This is a genomic window from Aristaeella lactis (genome assembly GCF_018118585.1).
Classification (GTDB): Bacteria; Bacillota; Clostridia; order Christensenellales; family Aristaeellaceae; genus Aristaeella; species Aristaeella lactis.
Map to the genome: position 1 here is coordinate 3,334,001 of NZ_CP069421.1, position 19,651 is coordinate 3,353,651.

The window sequence follows — 19,651 nt, forward strand, 5'->3', positions numbered from 1 at the left end:
GAACGGGATGCAGGCGGAGATGCTGGAAAACTACCTGGAACGGATCTGCGCATGGGCCCGCGGCAGAACGTTCTTCGAAGAAGAAGCAGAGGAACTGGCGCAGGAGATCATTTACCAGGCAGTTGCCGGACTGGCCCGCCTTCGGGACGAAAGCCGGTTTGAACCCTGGCTGTGGGGCGTTGCCTCGAACTGCGCGAAAGCATTCCGGCGGCGTAAGGGGAAGGAGCGCGCCCTTTTCCTTTACGATGTGCCGGAAAACCTGCTTACGGAAGCTGAAATACCGGATGAGAATGAAGAACTGTACGGAAAGCTGCGGGAAAAGATCGCCATGCTTTCCTGCTCCTACCGGGATATTATCATGCTCCATTACTATGACGGCCTTTCAACAAAAGAAATCGCGGATAAGCTGAAGCTTCCGGAAGGAACCGTGACATGGCGGCTTTCGGAAGCAAGGAAACGGCTTGGAAAGGAGTGTCAGGACATGGAAGAAAGCGCACTGAAACCGGTTGAAATGCGCATAGATATTTATGGATCGGGAGAATACGGCGACCGGATACCGTTCCCTACGGAATTTATTGAGGATGCGCTTGCGCAGAATATCCTGTGGCAGTGCTATGAAGCGGCGAAGGACACGGAGGAGCTGGCAAAAACATGCGGGGTTCCGGCCTACTATGTGGAAGACCGGGTGAAGGATCTGCTGAAGCGGGGTGCGCTGACGGAAACGCGGAAGGGAAGGTACCGGACGGACTTCGTGATCTGGACGGACATCCACGCGGAATACTGCCGGGAAAACGGAGAGGCAGCGCTGGAACCTGTCCGGGATGAGATGATGCGGGCGATGCAAGCCTTCTTTGAACGAATCCGGGAAATTCCCTTTGACCGGGCCGGCAGGACGGACGGGGAACTGCAGTATCTGTGCGGCGCAATGGCTTTCGATTATATCGAAAGGGAATACGGACAGATGGAATATCCGCCGATTCCGATGAACTACGACGGCTTCTGCTGGAGATACCTGGGGAGCCGGGAAACCACGGACGACAGGATTCACATGACCCGGCAGGTGTGCTGTCCCTTACGGGACGGCGTTCCCTATGAGCACCGGGTGTACTGGATGAAGAGCCTTGGCTTCAGGGAAATGATGAAACAGGATGAGATCAGGGCCTGCTGGTCGCTGCTGGATCCGCAGGCTTCCTGCGAGAAGGAATGGATGACGCAGGCGGTCCGGAAGGAGTTTGTAAAGCGCAATGAGGATGGAAGCTTCAGCCTTGCGGTTCCGGTTTTCAGCCGGCAGCAGAAGGCGGCGCTGGACGCGGCGGCGAAGGAATGCTTCGATCCTGTGGCCGGGCGGTATGCCGAATGCGTGAGGCAGTTTGTGAAGGGATACCGGAAACTGTTTCCTGAGCACCTGCAGGACGATATGAAACGGGTGTGCCGGAGCCTCATCTTTTCCTTCTATGAGGTGGCGGCAAAGCTGGCTGTGAAGGAAGGAATCATGGCAGAACCGAATCCGGAATGGATCTGTGACGTACTGATCGAAGGGTAAAAAACGTCCCCGGGCAGGTATGCCCGGGGATGAAATTTCAGGTCAATGCAGGACGAATTCATATTCTGAAATGAAGAGCATATGCTTCCGGTTTTTGCTTACACGTTCCGGGTCCTGACAGTCCTGATGTTCGGATGCTCGGAAAGAATGGTAATCAGATCCTGGTATTCAGTCTTGCCGGGCATGGACAGCGTGTAGACGTTCGTATAGATGTTCTGTCCGTCCTGTGTGTTGTCCGCATGGAAATCCTGGTCAAGAATCTTGACTTCCATCCGTTCAAACGTATCCCGGATGTATTTCAGCGTCTCGTTCCGGTGGATAAACTGGATTTCAAGCCGCTTGTAGGTATTCACGTGCACGATCTGCTGCATCATCTTCAGCACGCCCATGACCAACAGGCAGGCCACCAGCGCCATGGTGGTGAATCCGGAGCCAACAGCCAGACCCAGGCAGGCAGCGCACCACAGGGATGCCGCGGTGGTCAGGCCGGAGATCCGGCGGTCGGCGATGATGATCGTTCCGGCGCCCAGGAAACCGACGCCCGATACAATCTGCGCTGTCAGACGGCCTACGCTGACACTGATATGAGATGAGCCAAGCGCCACCACATGGGCGATGGTCTGCTGTTCCACCAGACCGATGAGGGCAGCGCCCAGGCAGACCAGCACATGGGTCCGCATGCCTGCCGGCCTGTTTTTCATTTCCCGCTCAACGCCGATAATGGCTCCGAAGATGACCGCGGCCACGATTCTGAGAACCATTTGCCAGAAAGTGAGCGGCTCTCCAAAAGTTACCCAGTCAAGAACCATAACATACCTCCGGTTGCTTCAAAACAAGATATACAGACGGATTGAATTGTCTGTTTATGATATAACATATTACCACACCAGGCGGCTTCCGGGCAATAAAAACCGGCTGTTTTTGCAGCCGGATTTCCTGTTTTTGGCAAATTTGCGATTGCCCGAACCCGGTGGCGGCAATGAGCTTACAGGCGGAACGAAGGGCTTATGGTTCGTGCGCCTCTGAACCGTAAAGCTCAAGCTGTGTCAGGGCAGGGAAGGCGGAAGGATCGTCGCTCTTGATCAGCCGTTCCAGACGAAGCCAGCGGACGGTTCGCTTTCCCAGGTCAACCCACTGGCGGTCGCCGGTTTTCTGCAGGGTAAAGGACAGATCGCTTCCGTCTGACAGAACCACATGGCCTGCGGTCCAGTAAGCGTCATGCGGAAAATCCGCCCGAAGGGTCAGCGCCATTTTTTCCGCGATGACCGGGCGGCCGAGATCCAGCAGGCACCAGGCGTCCTCCCGGGCGCCGATCCCCCAGCTCTGGAACGGCCATTCTCCATGGAACGTATTCAGACGGAGTCCGTCAATGACGTTACGGGCGCAGAAACAGGCTTCATTCCGGGTTTCCACATTGGCGGTGCAATGAGGGTAGAAATCAGTATCGCCCCGCAGATCGGCAGGATTGCAGGCAACATTCCGAACCAGCCGGAGCGTATCATCCGGGACTGAGGATGCGGTAATGATATGCCGGGGTGCTTCGAAGAGCCCCGGGGCGTATGCCAGACGGTGCTCTCCGGAGGGAACGGGCCAGGTCATCTTTCCATCAGGAAGCCAGACTTCCCCGGAAGGAAGCGCCTGATCCATCTGTACCCTCAGATGCCTGCCGCCGGCGATGCGGATGATATCGCCGGGCTGATAAACACGGTCCACGGAGAGGAAGGCTTCCTCCGGATGCTCAGAGGAAGCGAGGATTGTGCCGTCAGCAGCCTGAACGAGAATCGTAATCATTTCTTTTTTCCTCCGGAATTACAGTTTGCGGAACCCCAGCTGCGCGCCGCAGCTTTCACGGACAACGAGCGTGGCTTCCCGAACCATGGCAAAGGAACTGGAAGTGGATTCACGGGCGAGCAGCAGTTCCCGTACAGCGCTCCGGGCCATTTCCTCCGGGTGAAGATCCACCGAGGTCAGGGAAGGATCCGTATAGGCACAGAAGAACTGATTGTCACAGCCGATGATCGCCATATCATCGGGAAGCTTCAGCCCCATTTTTTTCAGCTGTTTCATAACGCCGAGAGCCACCAGGTCGTTGAAGGTTACGATGGCGCTTGGCCAGCGGCTGCGATCGAGACCGGAGAGCATCCGTAGGACAGCGCGTTCGCCGCTTTCCATATCATAACCGGCGTCCACATGATAGGCGGGATCGTCCGGAAGATCCATCAGACGAAGCTGCTCCAGGAAGCCCACACCCCGGCGGGAGGTGTCCCGGCTGTGCATGGAACCGCCCAGAAAGGCAATGCGCCGGTGGCCCAGCGTGTGAAGATGACGGATGGGAAGCCGGGAACAGTTGACCAGATCGCTCTGGATGCAGATGCATTCCAATGAAACATCATCAGGGCAGATGGTCGCAACCGGCATATAGCGGCCGAGCTTCTGCAGGGCGCTGTTCAGGTCATCCCGGTCCGCGGACCAGATGCTTCCCGCAAAGAGAACGCCGTCCATGCGGCAGCGGAGCAGTTCACTGACAATTTCAGGAGAAATAGCCTGGTTTTCCATGGTCTGGAAGAGACGGACACTGCATCCGTTTTTTTCGGCCTCCCAGTAAGCCGCATCAAAGATCCGGTTGAAATACAGGTTGGACACCACGGGAAGCACCACGGCCAGGGTACGGCTGCCGCCGCCCTCCAGGTTCTGGGCGGAGACGCTGGGTGTATAAGCATGGGCGTCGATGATCTGCTGCACCTTCAGACGGGTTGCTTCCTTTACATGGGGATCCCGGCGGACAACGCGGGTAACAGTGGCAGTGGAAACACCGGCTTCCCGGGCAATATCATAGATCGTGGCTTTTCGGTTCATGGCAGTATCTCTCCTGACGTGCCTTTTTCTGCGGATACTATAGCACGGCGGAATGAAAAAAACAAGAGAAAATGTTACCGATAACATTATTTTTGTCAGCGTTTCGAAGAAAAACTTTTGGAGAAATGCTTGACAAAAAGGGCGGCAAACAATAGAATAAAGACAAATACAGGGAAAGATGCGGCAATACGGCACAGGAACATGCTATTTATGAACCTTCCGTCGTGTAACCGGTAACATTTCCCGGACAAATGCTATAGAGGAGGAACCATACATGAAGAAGATCCTGTCTGTGCTGCTGGCTGCGATGATGATGCTTTCACTGCTGGCGGTGCCCGCCCTGGCCGAAGACCAGGTGCTGACCGTGGTGACCTGGGATGCCACCACTACCCCCTATCTGGATGCCCAAAAGACAGCTTTTGAAGAATCCCATCCCGGCGTTACCATTGAGTATGTGGATGTCGCTTCCCAGGACTACGCTGTGAAGACCACCACCATGCTGGAAGGCGGAGACACGAGCGATGTGTTCATGATCAAGGAGATTGACAACCTGATCAACTGGCAGGCCCAGGGCTTCGCGGCCCCGCTGGACACCACCGGCTATGACATGTCCGGATTCGTGGGAACCGAAAAGAACTATGCCGTGGACGGCGTGCAGTATGCCATCCCGTTCCGCAGCGACTTCTGGGTGCTGTTCTACAACAAGGATCTGTTTGAGGCTGCCGGTGTAGAGCTGCCCACCAATGATATGACCTGGGATCAGTATGCTGAGCTGGCCAAGAAGATGACCGACAAGGACAAGGGCATCTACGGAACCCATTATCACACCTGGCTGTCCGCCGTGGCGAACTGGGCGGTGTGCGACGGCGTGAATACGCTTGCCGACAAGAATTATGATGACCTGCTTTACTTCTACAAGCTGTACCAGGATCTGGAAGACTACGGCGCCTGCATGAGCTTTGCTGACCTGAAGGCTTCCGGCCTGCACTACTCCGCTGCTTTCGCCAACGGAAATATTGCCATGATGCCCATGGGCTACTGGTATGTTTCCACGCTGATCGGCTACAACAATGACGGTACCTGCAACTTCAACTGGGGCATCACCGCTGTTCCGCACGCGGAAGGCGTGGCCGCGGGTTCTTCCTTCGGCAACCTGACCGGCGCGATGATCAACGCGAAGTCCGAGAAGAAGGATCTGGCCTGGGAGTACATCTCCTGGCTGGGCGGCGAGGAAGGCGCCAAGGCTACAGCTTCTGTCGGCGCACGTCCCGCCTGGGTTTCCGAAGAAGTGGCTGCCAGCATGTCTTCCGTCGCGGGATTCCCGGCTGACGAAACCAGCAAGGCTGCGCTGCTGCCCGCTGCCGTGGCTATGGAATGGCCGGTGGCTGAGAAAGTCGCTGATATCAAGACGATCGTGAATGAAGAACACAGCATGATCATGGCCCGTGAAATCACCCCCGAAGAGGGCGTTGAAGAGATGAATGAGCGCGTGGCTGAACTGTTCGAATAATCCCTGATCAGATATAACCCCCAGGCAGGGAAGGCTGCTTGCCTTCCCTGCTTTTTTCAGAACACGGGAAAGGAAAAGATGATACATGAGCCAGTCGGAAGTGAGAAAAGCCCGGTACAGGATGGGCAGGATGGAAAGGAAGAATACGCTGGTGGCATATTCTTTCCTGGCGCCCAACTTTATCGGTTTTGCAGTCTTTACGCTGGTGCCGGTGATCTGCGCCATAGCCCTGTCACTGTTTGAGTGGAACGGCGGAGATATCTCCAAACTGAAGTTTGTCGGATTGGACAATTATGCCACGATCTTCGCCGCGAAAAAGGTCGCGGAGAAGGGAATCAGCTACTTCTTCAACCGCGCAGACCTGGGCATCGCACTGAAAAACACGGTGTATTACACCGTGGTCACCGTGCCGCTGACGATTGTCTGCGCACTGGCACTGGCCCTGTTGCTGAATAAGATCAGGGGTGCGGTATTCTTCCGGACGGTTTTCTTCTTTCCCTATGTTTCATCGATGGTGGCAATCTGCGTCTGCTGGTCCTTCATGCTGATGAAGGACGGCCCTGTGAACCAGATCATCATGGCAATGGGGATCAACTTCAACAAAGGATGGACTGCAGACAGCACGATGGCCATCTGGTCCATCATCCTGGTGAGCGTCTGGCGGAACATGGGCTACTATATGGTTCTTTACCTGGCCGCCCTGCAGGGGATTCCGCGGGAGCTGATGGAAGCAGCCACGGTGGACGGCGCAAACAAGTGGCAGCAGTTCTGGCATGTGACGCTGCCGCAGCTGAAGCCCACCACTTTCTTTGTTTCCGTGATGATGGTGATCTCCTGCTTCAAGATTTATGATGTGGTAGCTATCATGACAGACGGCGGACCCGGGAGAGCCACCAAGATGCTGGTCACCTATATCTACGATGAGGCGTTCATCAAAGTCCGTTATGGACAGGCCAGCGCGATCTCCATGGTGCTGCTGGTGATCGTGCTGCTGGTGACGATTATCCAGTTCGGTTCAGAGAAGAAATTCTCAAACGACTGAGAAAGGAGGAGATAAATCATGGAAACGGCTGTTCACAGCAGGGGAATCCGGAAGGAAAACCCGGCCCTGCACAGAATCCTGAGAAGCATTCTCTGGATCCTGCTGATTCTGCTGACTGTATTTACACTGATTCCCTTTGTGTGGATGATCTCCTCCTCGCTGAAGCTTGACCGGGAAGTGTTTGCTTTCCCGATGCGCTGGATTCCTGAGAACTTCCACTGGGAAAACTACTCCCTGATCTGGCAGAAGGTGCCGCTGGTGACCTATTTCAAAAACACGGCGTTTATCGCCATTGTGGTTACCCTTCTCCAGACGCTGACATCCTCCTTCGCGGCTTACGCGTTCGCGAAGCTGAATTTCCGCGGGAGGGATGTACTGTTTCTCTGCTATATCGGCACGATCGCGGTACCGTGGCAGGCCTATATGCTGCCCCAGTTTATTATGATGCGGTCCATAGGATTGTATGATACACTGTGGGCTATGGTTGTGCTGCAGGCATTCTCCGCGTTCGGCGTATTCCTGATGCGGCAGTTCTACCGCTCCATCCCCACTGAACTGTGCGAGGCGGCACGGCTGGACGGACTGAGCGAATACGGTATCTGGGCGCGGATTATGCTGCCGCTTTCCAAGGCGGCTATCGCGACGCTGGTTATTTTCACGTTTGTGAATACCTGGAACGACTACATGGGGCCGATGATTTACCTGACCCGGGACATCAACAAAACCGTGCAGGTGGGTCTGCGGCGCTTTATCCAGGAAAACTCCAGTGATTATCACCTGATCATGGCGGCTTCACTGTGCTCGCTGCTGCCGGTATCGGTGGTTTTCCTGTGCCTGCAGCGGTATTTCATTGAAGGGATCGCCACATCAGGACTGAAGGGCTGACCCGGGAGGAGAAAATGCTGACAGCTTTCTTGCGGGAGCATCCGATGCGCGAACTGCTGAAGGGCGGAACGCGCAAGCTGTATCCGCCGGCTGAAAACCGGCAGGCATGGGAGAAAATCCCGGAAGTATACAGGCAGGAGATCCGGAAAATGGCGGAGGAATACGCGGCGGCACCTTATCCGCTGCGTACCGCGACAGGATTCCTGGCCTTTGTCCGGAACGGTGACCGGCAGGCGGATGAAAAGGGCTACTTCACCCGCCGGCGGAAGCTGTGTGCCTCGATACTGAACTGCTGCGTGTTTCCGGATGCGGAAACGGATGACGTTGTGGACGGAATCTGGCTCCTGTGTGAAGAAAGCAGCTGGGTGATCAGCGCGCATAACGTGAATCCGATTCCGGGAGCGCCGAAGGCTGCGGAGTATCCGCTGCCGGACGTCAGAAAGCCTTATATTGATCTGTTCAGTGCCCAGACCGGGATGATCCTGGCTTTGACAGCTTCTCTGCTGGGGCAGCGGCTGGACGCGGTTTCCCCAATGATCCGGAAACGGATCACAGAAGAGATCAGAAGGCGGATCCTGCGCCCGTTTATGAAGACGGATGATTTCTGGTGGATGGGGATCCGACGGAAAGACCTGAACAACTGGACACCATGGATCCTGTCCAACATTATGGTGTGCGCGGCGCTGGACCCGATGCCTGCAGGGGAGCTTGCGGTTTTGCTGACCCGCGCATGTGAAATGCTGGACCGGTATATCGCGATCCTGCCGGATGACGGCGGATGCGACGAGGGCGCGGGCTACTGGAATATGGCAGGCGGCGCGCTGCTGGACTGCCTGATACTGCTGGAAACTGTTACGGGAGGCCGGATGACCTTCCGGGATAATGAAAAGATCCGGAATATCCTGCGATTCCCGCTGACGGTGGAGATGGGAAACGGATGGTTTGCCAACTTCGCAGACTGCGACGCACGCCCGTTCATCAGCGGAGAACGGATGGAAACAGCAGGACGGATGCTGAATGATCCAGCCCTGACCGCGCTGGGGACGCGGATGCGGGGAACCGTTGCGGATCAGCTGAATGATGTACCGCACCTGACACGGGCCCTTGATCTGATTTTTCACGCGCCGGCAGGGGAACCGAAACCGGAATTCCTGAATGCCGGGGATCTGTATTTGCCGGATCTGCAGCTGCGGATGATCCGCCGCGGCGGCTGGACGCTCGCCTGTAAGGGCGGACACAACGGTGAAAGCCACAACCATAATGATACCGGCTCATTTATCCTGTTCCTGGAAGGGGAACCGGCGGTTGTGGATGCGGGCAATATGGTCTATACCGCCAAAACCTTCTCGGCGGAGCGATATACACTGTGGAACGTCAGGGCAGAATGGCACAACCTGCCGATCATCGGCGGGCATGAACAACGGGAAGGCTCAGAGCATGCGGCACAGAAGGTGCACATGACACCGGACGGGCTGGAAATGAACCTGGAAGCTGCTTATGACGAGACAGCCGGGATCCGGGAACTGAAACGCAGCTTTTCACTGGCGGAGAAGGGATTGCGGCTGACGGATGAAGGGACCCTTCAGAACGGGCAGGAGATCACATGGATATTCCTGCTGCGCCGGAAGCCTGTGTGGGAAAACGGGCGGATCAGGGCCGGAAACCTGATGATCCGCTGCCCGGAGGAACTGGCATTTACCGCGGAGGAGAAACCGGTGGAAGATCCGCGTATGGCCCGCAGCTGGCAGGGAAGCCTGTGGCGGGTCAGGCTGAAAAGCGGTAAACTGGATCGCTTCCGAATGATATTTGAGTTTGTGAAAGCAGATCGGGAGGCATAAAGAATGAGCGGTATGACCGGATCCCTGCGTACGCGGCAGGACCTCGTGAGGGCGGCAGCGGCAATCCTGCAGCCCCTGACATCCTGCATGACGCCGGGGAAAGCCCGCATCTATGTCGGAAACGGATCCGCCCATTACGCTGAAGACGTATCCGGTATGGAATGCTGGAGCCGGGCACTGTGGGCACTGGTTCCGATGCTGATGGGCAGGTGCCCGGAAGCCGAAGCCCTCTGGCCGCTGTGGCAGGAAGGAATGATCCATGGAACGGATCCGGAACATGAGGAGTATTGGGGAGACATCCGTGACTATGATCAGCGAATGGTGGAAATGGCGGTCATCGGATGCGGCTTGTGCTTTGTGCCCGAATCCTTCTGGCACCCGCTGAACGAAAGACAGCGGCAGCATCTGTATGACTGGCTGAATCAGATCAACCTGTATGACATGCCGAAAAACAACTGGCGGTTTTTCCGGATCCTGGTGAACATCGGCTTCCTGAAAAACGGACTGCCGGTGGATGAAGTCCGGATGCAGGAAGACATGGACATGATGGAAAGCCATTATACAGCGGACGGCTGGTATTTTGACTATCCGACCAAACGGGACTATTACACGCTGTGGGGTTTCCATTTTTACAGCCTGCTGTATGCCGCGGTTATGGAAGGAAACGAACCCGAAAGATGCCGGAGGATCCGGGAAAGGGCTGCACTGATCGCACCGCGCTTTGCCTGCTGGTTTGACAAGGAGGGAAGGGGCCTGCCTTACGGGCGCAGCCTGACCTACCGTTTCTGCCAGAGTTCTTTCTGGGCGGCGGCAACGTTTGCCGGCGTGGAATGCAATGCGCCGGACATCGGACAGATGAAACACCTGCTGCTGAACAACCTGCGGTTCTGGCTGAACCGGCCGATCTTTGACCGGGGCGGCGCACTGACCGTGGGATACGGATATCCGAACCTGTGCGCTGCGGAAGGCTACAACGCGCAGGGATCCCCCTACTGGGGACTGAAAACCTTCTGGATCCTGGCAATGCCGGAGGATCATCCCTTCTGGCAGGCGGAAGAAAAAGAGTACATGCCGCCGGAAAGCTTCCTGGACGAACAGGTCCGGCTGCTGCTGACCCGCGATCCGGAGAACCGGCAGGTAGTGGCTTATACGGCGGGCAACCATGCCTGGGAACACATGCACGAGGATGAGAAATACGAAAAGTTCGCTTATTCAACTCAGTTCGCATTCTCTGTGGCCAAGGAGGATTCCGCACTGAACCGGGGCGCGTATGACAGCATGCTGGCGGTGCGGGCTGTAGGCCGGGATCTGTGGCATGTACGCAGCGGCTGTACTCAGTACCGGCTGGCGGAAGACCGGGTATCCTTCACCTGGAGCCCGATGAACGGGGTAACGATTGATACGGTGATTGCCCCGAAGGGGATGTGGCACGTCAGGAAGCACGTGATCCGGACAACCGTGCCTCTGGAGGCGGCGGAAGGCGCGTTTTCCATTCCGAGGGATTGGGCGGGAGCAAGACCCTGTGACCGGGTCTGCACGCAAACTGAAGCGAATGAATGCCGCGCGGCTGCTGCCGGCGAACGGGGAACGAGCGTGATCTGTGCCCTGAAAGGCTATACCAGCGGGGAGGTTATCGCGACCGAACCCAATACAAACCTGATGGAACCGAGGTGTGTGCTGCCGACACTGCACAGCCGGCTGGAGCCGGGAGAGCATATACTTCTGTGCGCGGTGTACGCAGATTCCGGGAACAATCTGCCGGACAGAATACCCGAGGAGGTAAAGAAACTTGCAGGATCGTTATGAAGAAGCACTGAGCCGGATCGCCGGAAAATACAGGAGAACCGCGGAAACAGCTGCTGAAGCAGGGATCATTCCCTACCAGAGTGCAGACGGGAAATGGATCACCAGTCCCTATGACGGAAACAGCTGGTGGACGGGCGGATTCTGGCCGGGGCTGATGTGGCAGCTGTGGGTGCTGACGGGAGACGGTTTCTTCCGGCAGGAAGCGCGCCGGGCTGAAAAGCTGCTGACGGAGGAGTTCCGCTCCTTCCGGCTGCTGAATCATGACGTGGGATTCATGTACCTGCTGTCCTGCGGAGCAGACGCCAAACTGACGGGAGACCCGCAGGCGGAAACGGATACGCTTCATGCGGCTTCCCTGCTGATGGGCCGCTTTAACCCGGCGGGATTCATCCGGGCGTGGAATGAGCCCGACCGCAAAGGATATGCCATCATTGACTGCATGATGAACCTGAACCTGTTATACCGCGCCAGCCGGGACACGGATGATCCGCGGTTCAGGCAGACAGCCGGGATCCATGCAGATACAACCCTGCGGGAATTCCTGCGGGAAGACGGATCGGTAAGCCATATCATCGAATTTGACCCGGAAAGCGGAAAAAGAATCCGGGAACACGCCGGGCAGGGTTATGCCCTGGGCAGCCAGTGGAGCAGAGGACAGGCATGGGGCCTGTATGGATTTGCCCTGGCCGGGCGGCACCTGAGGGAAGAAAAGTATACGGAAGCGGCGAAGAGAATCGCCGGGAATTTCACGGCGCATATCCGGGAGGACGGCCTTACGGACTGTGACTTCTGCCAGCCTCCGGAAGATGAACGGATTGACAACATTGCCGGTGCGATCGCAGCCTGCGGATTGCAGGAGCTGGCAGCACAGACCGGCGAAGATACCTGGCGGCACCAGGCGGAACGGCTGGTTGACGGGATGCTGGAGCACTGCGCGGACTGGGGAAAGGGACGCTGCGGCATCCTCACACGCTGCACGGCAAGCTACCATGATGACGGTGCCGGACGGAATACAAACATTGTGTACGGCGACTATTTCCTGGTGGAGGCACTGATGAAGCTCTGCGGTAAAGACCCGGAGCTGTGGAGCTGAAACCGAAAGGACGGAGAAAAAATGAGCACTCTGTATCCGCAGAATAACGCGTCACGGATGATGACAGATCTGGGCGGCATATGGGATTTCCGCTTTCAGGAAGACGAGAGCTGGCAGCCGATAGCGGTGCCTGCCTCCTATAATGACCAGAATCCGGATCCCAGATTCCGAAACTATGCCGGAATAACGGAATACCGCCGGAAGATCACTGTTCCCGCAGCCTGGAAGGGATTCCGTTTCTGCCTTCGCTTTGACGCTGTGGCGCACAGTGCACGGATTATGCTGAACGGGCGGGAGATTGCGGCACACCGGGGAGGATTCCTGCCGTTTGAGGTGGAACTGAACGGCCTGATGGAAGCAGGTGAAACCGCCGAACTGACAGTGGAAACGGACAACAGGATCAACCATAACACCCTGCCAATCGGCACAGAGGGTGAGACAGCTTTTTTCGGATCCGACAACCCGGGCATACCGGCTGTGGAAGCTGGTAAAAAACTGCAGGAGGAGCGGGGAGTCAATCGTCCGGCTTTTGACTTTTTCAATTACACCGGCATCCAGCGGCCGGTAAGGCTTATCGCGACACCACGGTCATTCATCCGGGACATTACGCTGGTGCCCTCCCTGAATGGCGATGTGCGGTACAGTGTGGAAACTGCCGGACCGGAAGATACGATCCGCGTAGAAATCCTGGATGCGGAGGAACGATGTGCTGCGCAGGGAGAGGGCCGGGAAGGAACTCTGCATATTTCACAGCCCTGCCTGTGGGAACCCTGGCCGGGGATACCATACCTGTATACTGCCAGGATCACCTATGGTGAGGACCTGTATGAGCAGGCCTTTGGCATCCGGGAGGTACGGGTGGAAGGAACCCGCTTCCTGATCAACGGGAAACCCTTCCGCTTCCATGGCCCGTGCAAGCATGAGGACAGCCCTTTTCACGGACGGGGAACAGATCCCTGCCTGAATGTAACGGACATCAACCTCTATCACTGGCTGAATGCCAACTGTTTCCGGACCAGTCATTATCCCTATGCGGAAGAAATGTACCAGCTGTGTGACCGGGAAGGCATCGTGATCGTGGATGAAACTCCCGCGGTGGGCATGTGGGCGAGCGAACAGTACGGCTGGAACCTGGCGGATTATCATCTGCAGGTACTGGCGGACATGATTGCCCGGGACAGAAATCATCCCTGCGTAGTGATGTGGAGCCTGGGAAACGAACCGGATACGGATACACTGCCCGATAAGGCGTATGAATACTGGCATTCCCTGTATGAAGCCGCCCACAGGCTGGACCCGCAGGACAGGCCGGTTACGGTTGTGGGCTGCCAGAACCGGTATGAGCGGGAAAAAGTTATCAAATCCATGGATGTGGTGCTGATTAACCGGTACTACGGGTGGTATAATCTGTCGGGAGACCTGGAAGCGGCGAAATACGCGTTCCGGATTGAACTGGACTGGTGGGCAAAACAGCAAAAACCGCTTATTCTCTCCGAATACGGCGCGGATACGATCGCCGGACTTCACGGCGCTGTGGCGGAAATGTTTACGGAAGAATACCAGGTGGCGTATTATGAAGCTATGAGCGAATGCCTGGATGAACGGGATTTCGTGATCGGGGAGATGCCCTGGAACTTCGCGGACTTTGCCACATGCCAGGGGCCCATGCGCGTGGGCGGAAACAGGAAGGGCCTGTTTACCCGGGACCGGAGGCCGAAAATGGCTGCGCACTGGTTCAGGGAAAGATGGAAAACATTCTGACGGATAGGAACCGAAAACCAATAAACAGAAAACGGAGGAATAGGACATGGATATCCGGTACAGCTGCAATCAAAAGGATTTTAAACGTTACACCACTGATGAGATCCGGAAGGAGTTCCTGATCGAAAAACTGTTTGAGGCGGATCAGGTGACAGCGGTTTACAGTCATGTGGACCGGATGGTGACACTGGGTGTGATGCCGGTGAAAGAGAAGGTTTCCATCGACAAGGGAATAGACGTCTGGCACAACTTCGGTACGGAATACTTCCTGGAACGCAGGGAATGCGGCATGTTTAATGTGGGCGGTTCCGGAAGGGTGATCGCGGACGGAACGGTATATGAGATGGGCTACAAGGACTGCCTGTATCTGACCCGGGGCGCGAAGGAAGTGTATTTCGAGAGCGCGGACACTGCGGAACCTGCAAAGTTTTATATCGTGTCTGCTCCGGCACACTGCAGTTATGAGAACCGGCTGATCAGGATCGCTGATGCGGCCAAGAAACCCTGCGGCGACGCGGCGACCAGCAACAAACGGGTAATCAATCAGTTTATCCATCCTTCGGTGCTGAAAACCTGTCAGCTGAGCATGGGTATGACGGTGCTGGAAACCGGCAGTGTATGGAACACAATGCCTGCCCACACCCATGAACGCCGGATGGAAGTGTATTTCTACTTTGAGGTGCCGAAGGACAATGTGGTATTCCACATGATGGGTGAAGGACAGGAAACCCGGCACATCGTGATGCAGAATGAGCAGGCGGTCATCTCGCCCTCCTGGTCCATACACGCAGGCGCCGGTACCAGCAACTATACATTTATCTGGGCGATGGGCGGAGAGAACCAGGCTTTTGATGATATGGATAACATTCCTACCACTGAACTGAGATAAGGGAGGAAACAGGCGTATGGATATGAACAGCTTCAGCCTGAAGGGGAAAATCGCCTGGATTACAGGCGCCAGCTACGGAATCGGGTTTGCCATTGCGGAGGCATATGCCGCGGCAGGTGCTTCCATTGTATTCAACGACATCAGCCAGGAACTGGTGGACCGGGGACTGAAGGCCTATGCGGAAAAGGGAATTGACGCAAAAGGATATGTGTGCGACGTCACCTGCGAAGAAGCGGTCCAGGCACTGGTGAAGCAGATTGAAGCGGAGATCGGTGTGATCGATATCCTGGTGAACAACGCCGGCATCATCCGCCGGATTCCCATGATTGAGATGAGCGCGGAGGAATTCCGGAAGGTGGTTGATGTGGACCTGAACGCACCGTTTATCTGCGCCAAGGCTGTGATTCCGTCCATGATCCGCAAAGGGCACGGAAAAATCATCAATATCTGCAGCATGATGAGCGAACTGGGCCGGGAAACCGTATCTGCCTATGCGGCAGCAAAGGGCGGACTGAAAATGCTGACCCGGAATATCTGTTCCGAGTACGGGGAACATAATATCCAGTGCAACGGAATCGGACCCGGCTATATTGCGACACCCCAGACTGCTCCTCTGCGTGAAAAACAGCCGGACGGCAGCCGTCATCCCTTTGATCAGTTTATCATTGCCAAGACACCTGCAGCCCGCTGGGGAACGCCGGAGGACCTGCAGGGCCCGGCGGTATTCCTGGCTTCTGATGCCAGTAATTTTGTGAACGGTCATATCCTTTATGTGGACGGTGGAATCCTGGCCTATATCGGAAAACAGCCGTGATGCTGAAACCCCGGTCAGCGGAAGCTGACCGGGGTTTCTGATTCTCAACAAACCTTTGGCTGTTCCAATACAGAATTTATAAGCGGATTCAGTTGCCTTTTTCCAGTTTGATACCGTACCGGCTCAATTCCGGACCGTAAAAAAGCCCGGCGGCTCTTTTTCAGGAGCCTCCGGGCTTTGCAATTCAGGAACCGATGGACGGCCGATTTACAGGGTTACATCCAGCCGGACGGTTTCCGCCGCCAGGCCGTCTGCCGAAACCGTGAGTGAAAGGCTGCCGGGGTCATATCCGGCACGGAGCACCGCCTGGGCGCGGCCGCGCCAGCTTACGGTGTTTCCATCTGTATAGTTTTCGGCTGTGACCGGATTGCCGGTGCCGAAAGCGGCGAGCCATCCCGAACCCGCGGCTTCCGCGGAGAGATGGATTTCCGCGTTGGGCACCACACGGCCTTGCGCATCCTCGATCTGAATGTTTACATAAATCAGGTCGTGTCCGTCCGCCTGCATCTGCTCCTTTTCGGGGAGCAGGCGGATCCGCGCCGGGGCACCTGTGGTTTCCAGCACAGCCCGGCTGACTTCCGCACTGCCGGTATAGCTGATGGCCTCCACGCGGCCCGGACGGTATACAGTCTCAAAGCAGACGCTGCCCGGCATTTCTCCGTCCCGGGAAACAGGTTTGCGGCCGATGTTTTCCCCGTTCACGAGGAGCTCGACTTCCTCCGCTCCGGAAAAAACAACCAGCTCCACGGGCTTTCCCTCCCGGCCGGTGTAATTCCAGCAGGAAAGCAGGACCGGGAAGCCCCAGGGAGTGATCAGCTCCTGCCGGCCGAAATCTTCCGGATTGCGGGTATACAGGAAGGTTTCCGGATTTCCCCATACCGTGCTCCGGTACGCGCCCTGGGGCGTCATCCGGCCGGTGATATCAAAATCCGCATCGTTTGCTGTCCGCCAGGGGAACGGAGAGCCATCCGGAGGCATCAGCGCCCAGGCGCCTTTCTGCAGGCCCGGATCATCTTCGGCAAAGCGGACCGCTTTGCCGATTCCGGCTTCTCCCAGATAATCCCAGGCGGTCCAGGTGAACTCACCGATCACATACGGCAGCGCTTCCACCAACGGCCAGTGGCAGCCGATCTCCTTTGGAAAGTTTTCAGATCCGAGGATCACTCTGTCCGGATAGAGCGCATGATCCTTCTCATACAAGCCTTCCATATAGTTGTATCCGACAATGTCCAGGCCGTTGACAAAAGGTTCGGTTCCGTTCTCCCACAGGAGATTCCCATCGCCTTCCGCGTTCTGGGCCTGATTCTGCCCTTCCGCCAGCTTGTCATCCAGGCCGCTCCAGAAGGAACAGACCCCGTTGCTGACCGGCCGGGTACCGTCGAGGCGGCGGATGGTATCCGCCAGACGTCCGGCCCACAGGTAACCTTCGTTCAGCCCGCCGCGTTCCGGGATTTCATTTCCCGTTGACCAGAGGATCACAGCGGGATGGGACCGGTCCCGGCGGACAAAGGCCGTCAGGTCCTTCTCCCAGCAGTCCGCAAAGAACTGGCTGTAATCGCCGCCGCGCTTCGCAATGCCCCAGACGTCAAACGCCTCGTCAAAGATATACATTCCCAGCCGGTCACAGGCTTCCACCAGCGCTGCAGAGGGCGGATTATGGGCTGTCCGGATGGCATTGAATCCCAGTTCTTTCAGCTTCTTTACCTTCCGGGCTTCGGCTTCATAAAGGGAGACAGAGCCCAGGAGCCCGTTGTCATGATGGACGCAGCCGCCCTTCAGTTTGACGGCCTTTCCGTTAATCCGCAATCCACGCCGGGCATCCGCCGTAATGGTCCGGATACCGAAGAGCGTGCTGCCTTCATCGATGGTCGGGACAGGATCCGCCTCAAAATGGGTGCGGAATTCCCCGAGATCACGTACCTGCACCCGGATCCGGTACAGGTTTGGCTCCCCGGCGTCCCAGAGTTTCGGGTTTTCCACGGCAAAACGGATCCGGGCGGTTTCACAGGTTCCGGCGTTGACCTGGATGACCTGTTTTGCGCCGGCGGCTTTCACGCCTGCTTTTTCATCCGTCAGGATCGCCTCAGCCTCCGCAAGGCGGTTGGTGCTGCCGCCGTTCCGGATCTCCGCCCGGACCTCCAGAAAGGCAATGCCGTCCGCGATTTCCCGGGTAAAGGCATAGATTCCGTCCGGAGCGAGATGGACCTTCGGACCGTGCAGGAGCTTAACGCCGCGGTACAGTCCGGAACCGGTATACCAGCGGGAATTGGGCTGCATGCTGGTGTTGACATTGATCGTAATCCGGTTTTCGGCGCCGTATTCTGCCAGGCTGGTCAGATCCACATAGAACGGCGCATATCCGTAATGCTGCACGGCGGCTTTGCAGCCGTTGATCTCCACAGAAGCATTCATCATGGCCCCGTCGATCTGCAGGCCGACACATCCGTCCTTCCACTCACGGGGAATCTCCACCATCTTCGTATAGCTGGTCAGTCCGCCGGTGAAGTATCCCATATCCGACCGGGCAGGAGCATCCGGCATGACAGGAGTGCCGATCATACCGTCATGGGGCAGGCTGACGATGGCTCCCGGATCCGACTTCAGCTGGCTGATTGAATCCAGCAGTCCCTTCCGGAATGTCCATTGGCGATCCAGGTTGATACTGTTCATCTGATTTCCTCCGATTTTTGATATAAATGTCCCGGGACTCCGGACTGAATCTTTGTTTTATTCTGCCATGTGATGAATCACCGGCAGATCCGGCAGTGTTCCGAAACGATAGAATTTCGCGGCATTTTCATGAAAAAACTCTTTCTTTTCCCCGTCTGTCAGGAGCGTGGATTTATCGATGAAATCCCAGCTCATCCGGTAGGTGATGGCGGTCATGGTGCGCGGGTAATCCGATCCCCACATCAGCTTGTCCATCCCGCAGATATCCCGGGCGGTGAGGATGGCCCGGACCGCGGACGGATAGGGATAGTACTCGTCATTGAAAAGCCAGGTTATCCCGCCGGATTCAACAAATACATTCGGAAGGCAGGCCAGGCGGATCTGCTCTTCCCATCCGGGACGGGTGACCATGCCGAAGTGGCCGATGGCGATCCGAAGAGACGGATGCTCCATGGCCAGTTCCCGCAGCGCGCCGGTCTGCAGGCTGCCGTCCGCCATATCGATCCCAATGAACAGACCGCGGCGGTCGGCTGCCTCAAAGACAGCGGAATGGTGAAGCAGATCCGGATCTTTCAGACGGCTTCCGCAGATTTTGATGCCGTCCATTCCATCGGTGTCCGGAACGCCGTTTTCCTCATACAGGGCGCATACCCGGAAACGGTCCGGGTATTTCCGGCGGATATCGCGGAGGTAAGCGTCCTGGTTACCGTCGATATACTCCTGGGTGATGACGGCTCCGCCCACCCGGGAGAAATCCATATGGGAAAGGAAACGCTCCGCACTGTTGACACCGTCAGTCATTGCGGGAGGCAGCATCTGGCGGACTTCCCGGCCGAACTGGCTGCGGCCGCCGCCCAGGGCATATACGGGCAGGCCGTCCACAACCCCGCTCTGTTCCAGCCAGAGATGGGCATGCGCGTCAATCATGGAGCGGAACCTCCTTC

At 56.7% G+C, this 19,651-nt stretch carries 15 protein-coding genes; 10 read left to right on the plus strand and 5 right to left on the minus strand.

Going from position 1 to position 19,651, the window contains the following annotated elements:
* The first annotated feature begins 7 nt into the window (after window positions 1-7).
* Window positions 8-1,543 (plus strand): RNA polymerase sigma factor, encoded by a 1,536-nt coding sequence (locus JYE50_RS15055; protein WP_084095798.1) that lies wholly within the window; start codon window positions 8-10, stop codon window positions 1,541-1,543.
* A 98-nt stretch (window positions 1,544-1,641) separates the two neighbouring features.
* Here JYE50_RS15055 and JYE50_RS15060 read toward each other — a convergent pair whose 3' ends face one another.
* The 3 genes from JYE50_RS15060 to JYE50_RS15070 all read right to left on the minus strand — a co-directional run bounded on the left by JYE50_RS15060 (window position 1,642) and on the right by JYE50_RS15070 (window position 4,399).
* The gene (locus tag JYE50_RS15060) at window positions 1,642-2,352 is read right to left on the minus strand and encodes an MgtC/SapB family protein (protein ID WP_084095799.1); all 711 of its coding nucleotides are present in this window, start codon (window positions 2,350-2,352) and stop codon (window positions 1,642-1,644) included.
* Between the two features lie 196 nt (window positions 2,353-2,548).
* Complete coding sequence (locus tag JYE50_RS15065; protein ID WP_084095800.1) at window positions 2,549-3,334, minus strand: hypothetical protein; 786 nt, start codon at window positions 3,332-3,334, stop codon at window positions 2,549-2,551.
* An 18-nt stretch (window positions 3,335-3,352) separates the two neighbouring features.
* Entirely contained in the window at window positions 3,353-4,399 is a 1,047-nt protein-coding gene (locus tag JYE50_RS15070; protein WP_179138319.1) for a LacI family DNA-binding transcriptional regulator, read from the minus strand.
* Window positions 4,400-4,673: 274 nt separating this feature from the next.
* Here JYE50_RS15070 and JYE50_RS15075 point away from each other — a divergent pair, with 274 nt between their 5' ends.
* The 9 genes from JYE50_RS15075 (at window position 4,674) to JYE50_RS15115 (ending at window position 16,037) form a co-directional block, all read left to right on the plus strand.
* Complete coding sequence (locus JYE50_RS15075; protein ID WP_084095802.1) at window positions 4,674-5,909, plus strand: ABC transporter substrate-binding protein; 1,236 nt, start codon at window positions 4,674-4,676, stop codon at window positions 5,907-5,909.
* 85 nt (window positions 5,910-5,994) lie between these two features.
* On the plus strand, window positions 5,995-6,951 hold the full coding sequence (locus JYE50_RS15080) for a carbohydrate ABC transporter permease (RefSeq protein ID WP_084095803.1): 957 nt from the start codon (window positions 5,995-5,997) through the stop codon (window positions 6,949-6,951).
* An 18-nt stretch (window positions 6,952-6,969) separates the two neighbouring features.
* Window positions 6,970-7,836, plus strand: coding sequence for a carbohydrate ABC transporter permease (locus tag JYE50_RS15085; protein WP_084095804.1), 867 nt, complete (start codon window positions 6,970-6,972; stop codon window positions 7,834-7,836).
* A 14-nt stretch (window positions 7,837-7,850) separates the two neighbouring features.
* The gene (locus JYE50_RS15090; protein ID WP_084095805.1) at window positions 7,851-9,674 is read left to right on the plus strand and encodes a heparinase II/III domain-containing protein; all 1,824 of its coding nucleotides are present in this window, start codon (window positions 7,851-7,853) and stop codon (window positions 9,672-9,674) included.
* 3 nt (window positions 9,675-9,677) lie between these two features.
* Window positions 9,678-11,480 (plus strand): DUF2264 domain-containing protein, encoded by a 1,803-nt coding sequence (locus JYE50_RS15095; RefSeq protein ID WP_084095806.1) that lies wholly within the window; start codon window positions 9,678-9,680, stop codon window positions 11,478-11,480.
* Window positions 11,464-12,573 (plus strand): glycoside hydrolase family 88 protein, encoded by a 1,110-nt coding sequence (locus JYE50_RS15100; protein ID WP_084095807.1) that lies wholly within the window; start codon window positions 11,464-11,466, stop codon window positions 12,571-12,573. Before JYE50_RS15095 ends, JYE50_RS15100 begins: the two co-directional genes overlap by 17 nt.
* A gap of 21 nt (window positions 12,574-12,594) precedes the next feature.
* Complete coding sequence (uidA, locus tag JYE50_RS15105; protein ID WP_084095808.1) at window positions 12,595-14,334, plus strand: beta-glucuronidase; 1,740 nt, start codon at window positions 12,595-12,597, stop codon at window positions 14,332-14,334.
* 46 nt (window positions 14,335-14,380) lie between these two features.
* A complete protein-coding gene (gene kduI / locus JYE50_RS15110; protein ID WP_084095809.1) occupies window positions 14,381-15,223 on the plus strand; it encodes a 5-dehydro-4-deoxy-D-glucuronate isomerase in 843 nt (280 codons plus the stop codon).
* 16 nt (window positions 15,224-15,239) lie between these two features.
* Entirely contained in the window at window positions 15,240-16,037 is a 798-nt protein-coding gene (locus JYE50_RS15115) for a gluconate 5-dehydrogenase (protein ID WP_283399201.1), read from the plus strand.
* A gap of 207 nt (window positions 16,038-16,244) precedes the next feature.
* Here JYE50_RS15115 and JYE50_RS15120 read toward each other — a convergent pair whose 3' ends face one another.
* Both JYE50_RS15120 and JYE50_RS15125 read right to left on the minus strand, forming a co-directional pair.
* Window positions 16,245-18,707, minus strand: coding sequence for a glycoside hydrolase family 2 TIM barrel-domain containing protein (locus JYE50_RS15120; protein ID WP_084095810.1), 2,463 nt, complete (start codon window positions 18,705-18,707; stop codon window positions 16,245-16,247).
* 57 nt (window positions 18,708-18,764) lie between these two features.
* Entirely contained in the window at window positions 18,765-19,634 is an 870-nt protein-coding gene (locus tag JYE50_RS15125; RefSeq protein ID WP_084095811.1) for an amidohydrolase family protein, read from the minus strand.
* Window positions 19,635-19,651 lie beyond the last annotated feature (17 nt).

What these genes read in the sequence shown, in the direction of transcription:
- JYE50_RS15055 (WP_084095798.1), top strand. Translation starts at nt 8, where the DNA reads ATGCAGGCGGAGATGCTGGAAAACTACCTGGAACGGATCTGCGCATGG.
- JYE50_RS15060 (WP_084095799.1), bottom strand. Translation starts at nt 2,352, where the DNA reads ATGGTTCTTGACTGGGTAACTTTTGGAGAGCCGCTCACTTTCTGGCAA.
- JYE50_RS15065 (WP_084095800.1), bottom strand. Translation starts at nt 3,334, where the DNA reads ATGATTACGATTCTCGTTCAGGCTGCTGACGGCACAATCCTCGCTTCC.
- JYE50_RS15070 (WP_179138319.1), bottom strand. Translation starts at nt 4,399, where the DNA reads ATGAACCGAAAAGCCACGATCTATGATATTGCCCGGGAAGCCGGTGTT.
- JYE50_RS15075 (WP_084095802.1), top strand. Translation starts at nt 4,674, where the DNA reads ATGAAGAAGATCCTGTCTGTGCTGCTGGCTGCGATGATGATGCTTTCA.
- JYE50_RS15080 (WP_084095803.1), top strand. Translation starts at nt 5,995, where the DNA reads ATGAGCCAGTCGGAAGTGAGAAAAGCCCGGTACAGGATGGGCAGGATG.
- JYE50_RS15085 (WP_084095804.1), top strand. Translation starts at nt 6,970, where the DNA reads ATGGAAACGGCTGTTCACAGCAGGGGAATCCGGAAGGAAAACCCGGCC.
- JYE50_RS15090 (WP_084095805.1), top strand. Translation starts at nt 7,851, where the DNA reads ATGCTGACAGCTTTCTTGCGGGAGCATCCGATGCGCGAACTGCTGAAG.
- JYE50_RS15095 (WP_084095806.1), top strand. Translation starts at nt 9,678, where the DNA reads ATGAGCGGTATGACCGGATCCCTGCGTACGCGGCAGGACCTCGTGAGG.
- uidA (WP_084095808.1), top strand. Translation starts at nt 12,595, where the DNA reads ATGAGCACTCTGTATCCGCAGAATAACGCGTCACGGATGATGACAGAT.
- kduI (WP_084095809.1), top strand. Translation starts at nt 14,381, where the DNA reads ATGGATATCCGGTACAGCTGCAATCAAAAGGATTTTAAACGTTACACC.
- JYE50_RS15115 (WP_283399201.1), top strand. Translation starts at nt 15,240, where the DNA reads ATGGATATGAACAGCTTCAGCCTGAAGGGGAAAATCGCCTGGATTACA.
- JYE50_RS15120 (WP_084095810.1), bottom strand. Translation starts at nt 18,707, where the DNA reads ATGAACAGTATCAACCTGGATCGCCAATGGACATTCCGGAAGGGACTG.
- JYE50_RS15125 (WP_084095811.1), bottom strand. Translation starts at nt 19,634, where the DNA reads ATGATTGACGCGCATGCCCATCTCTGGCTGGAACAGAGCGGGGTTGTG.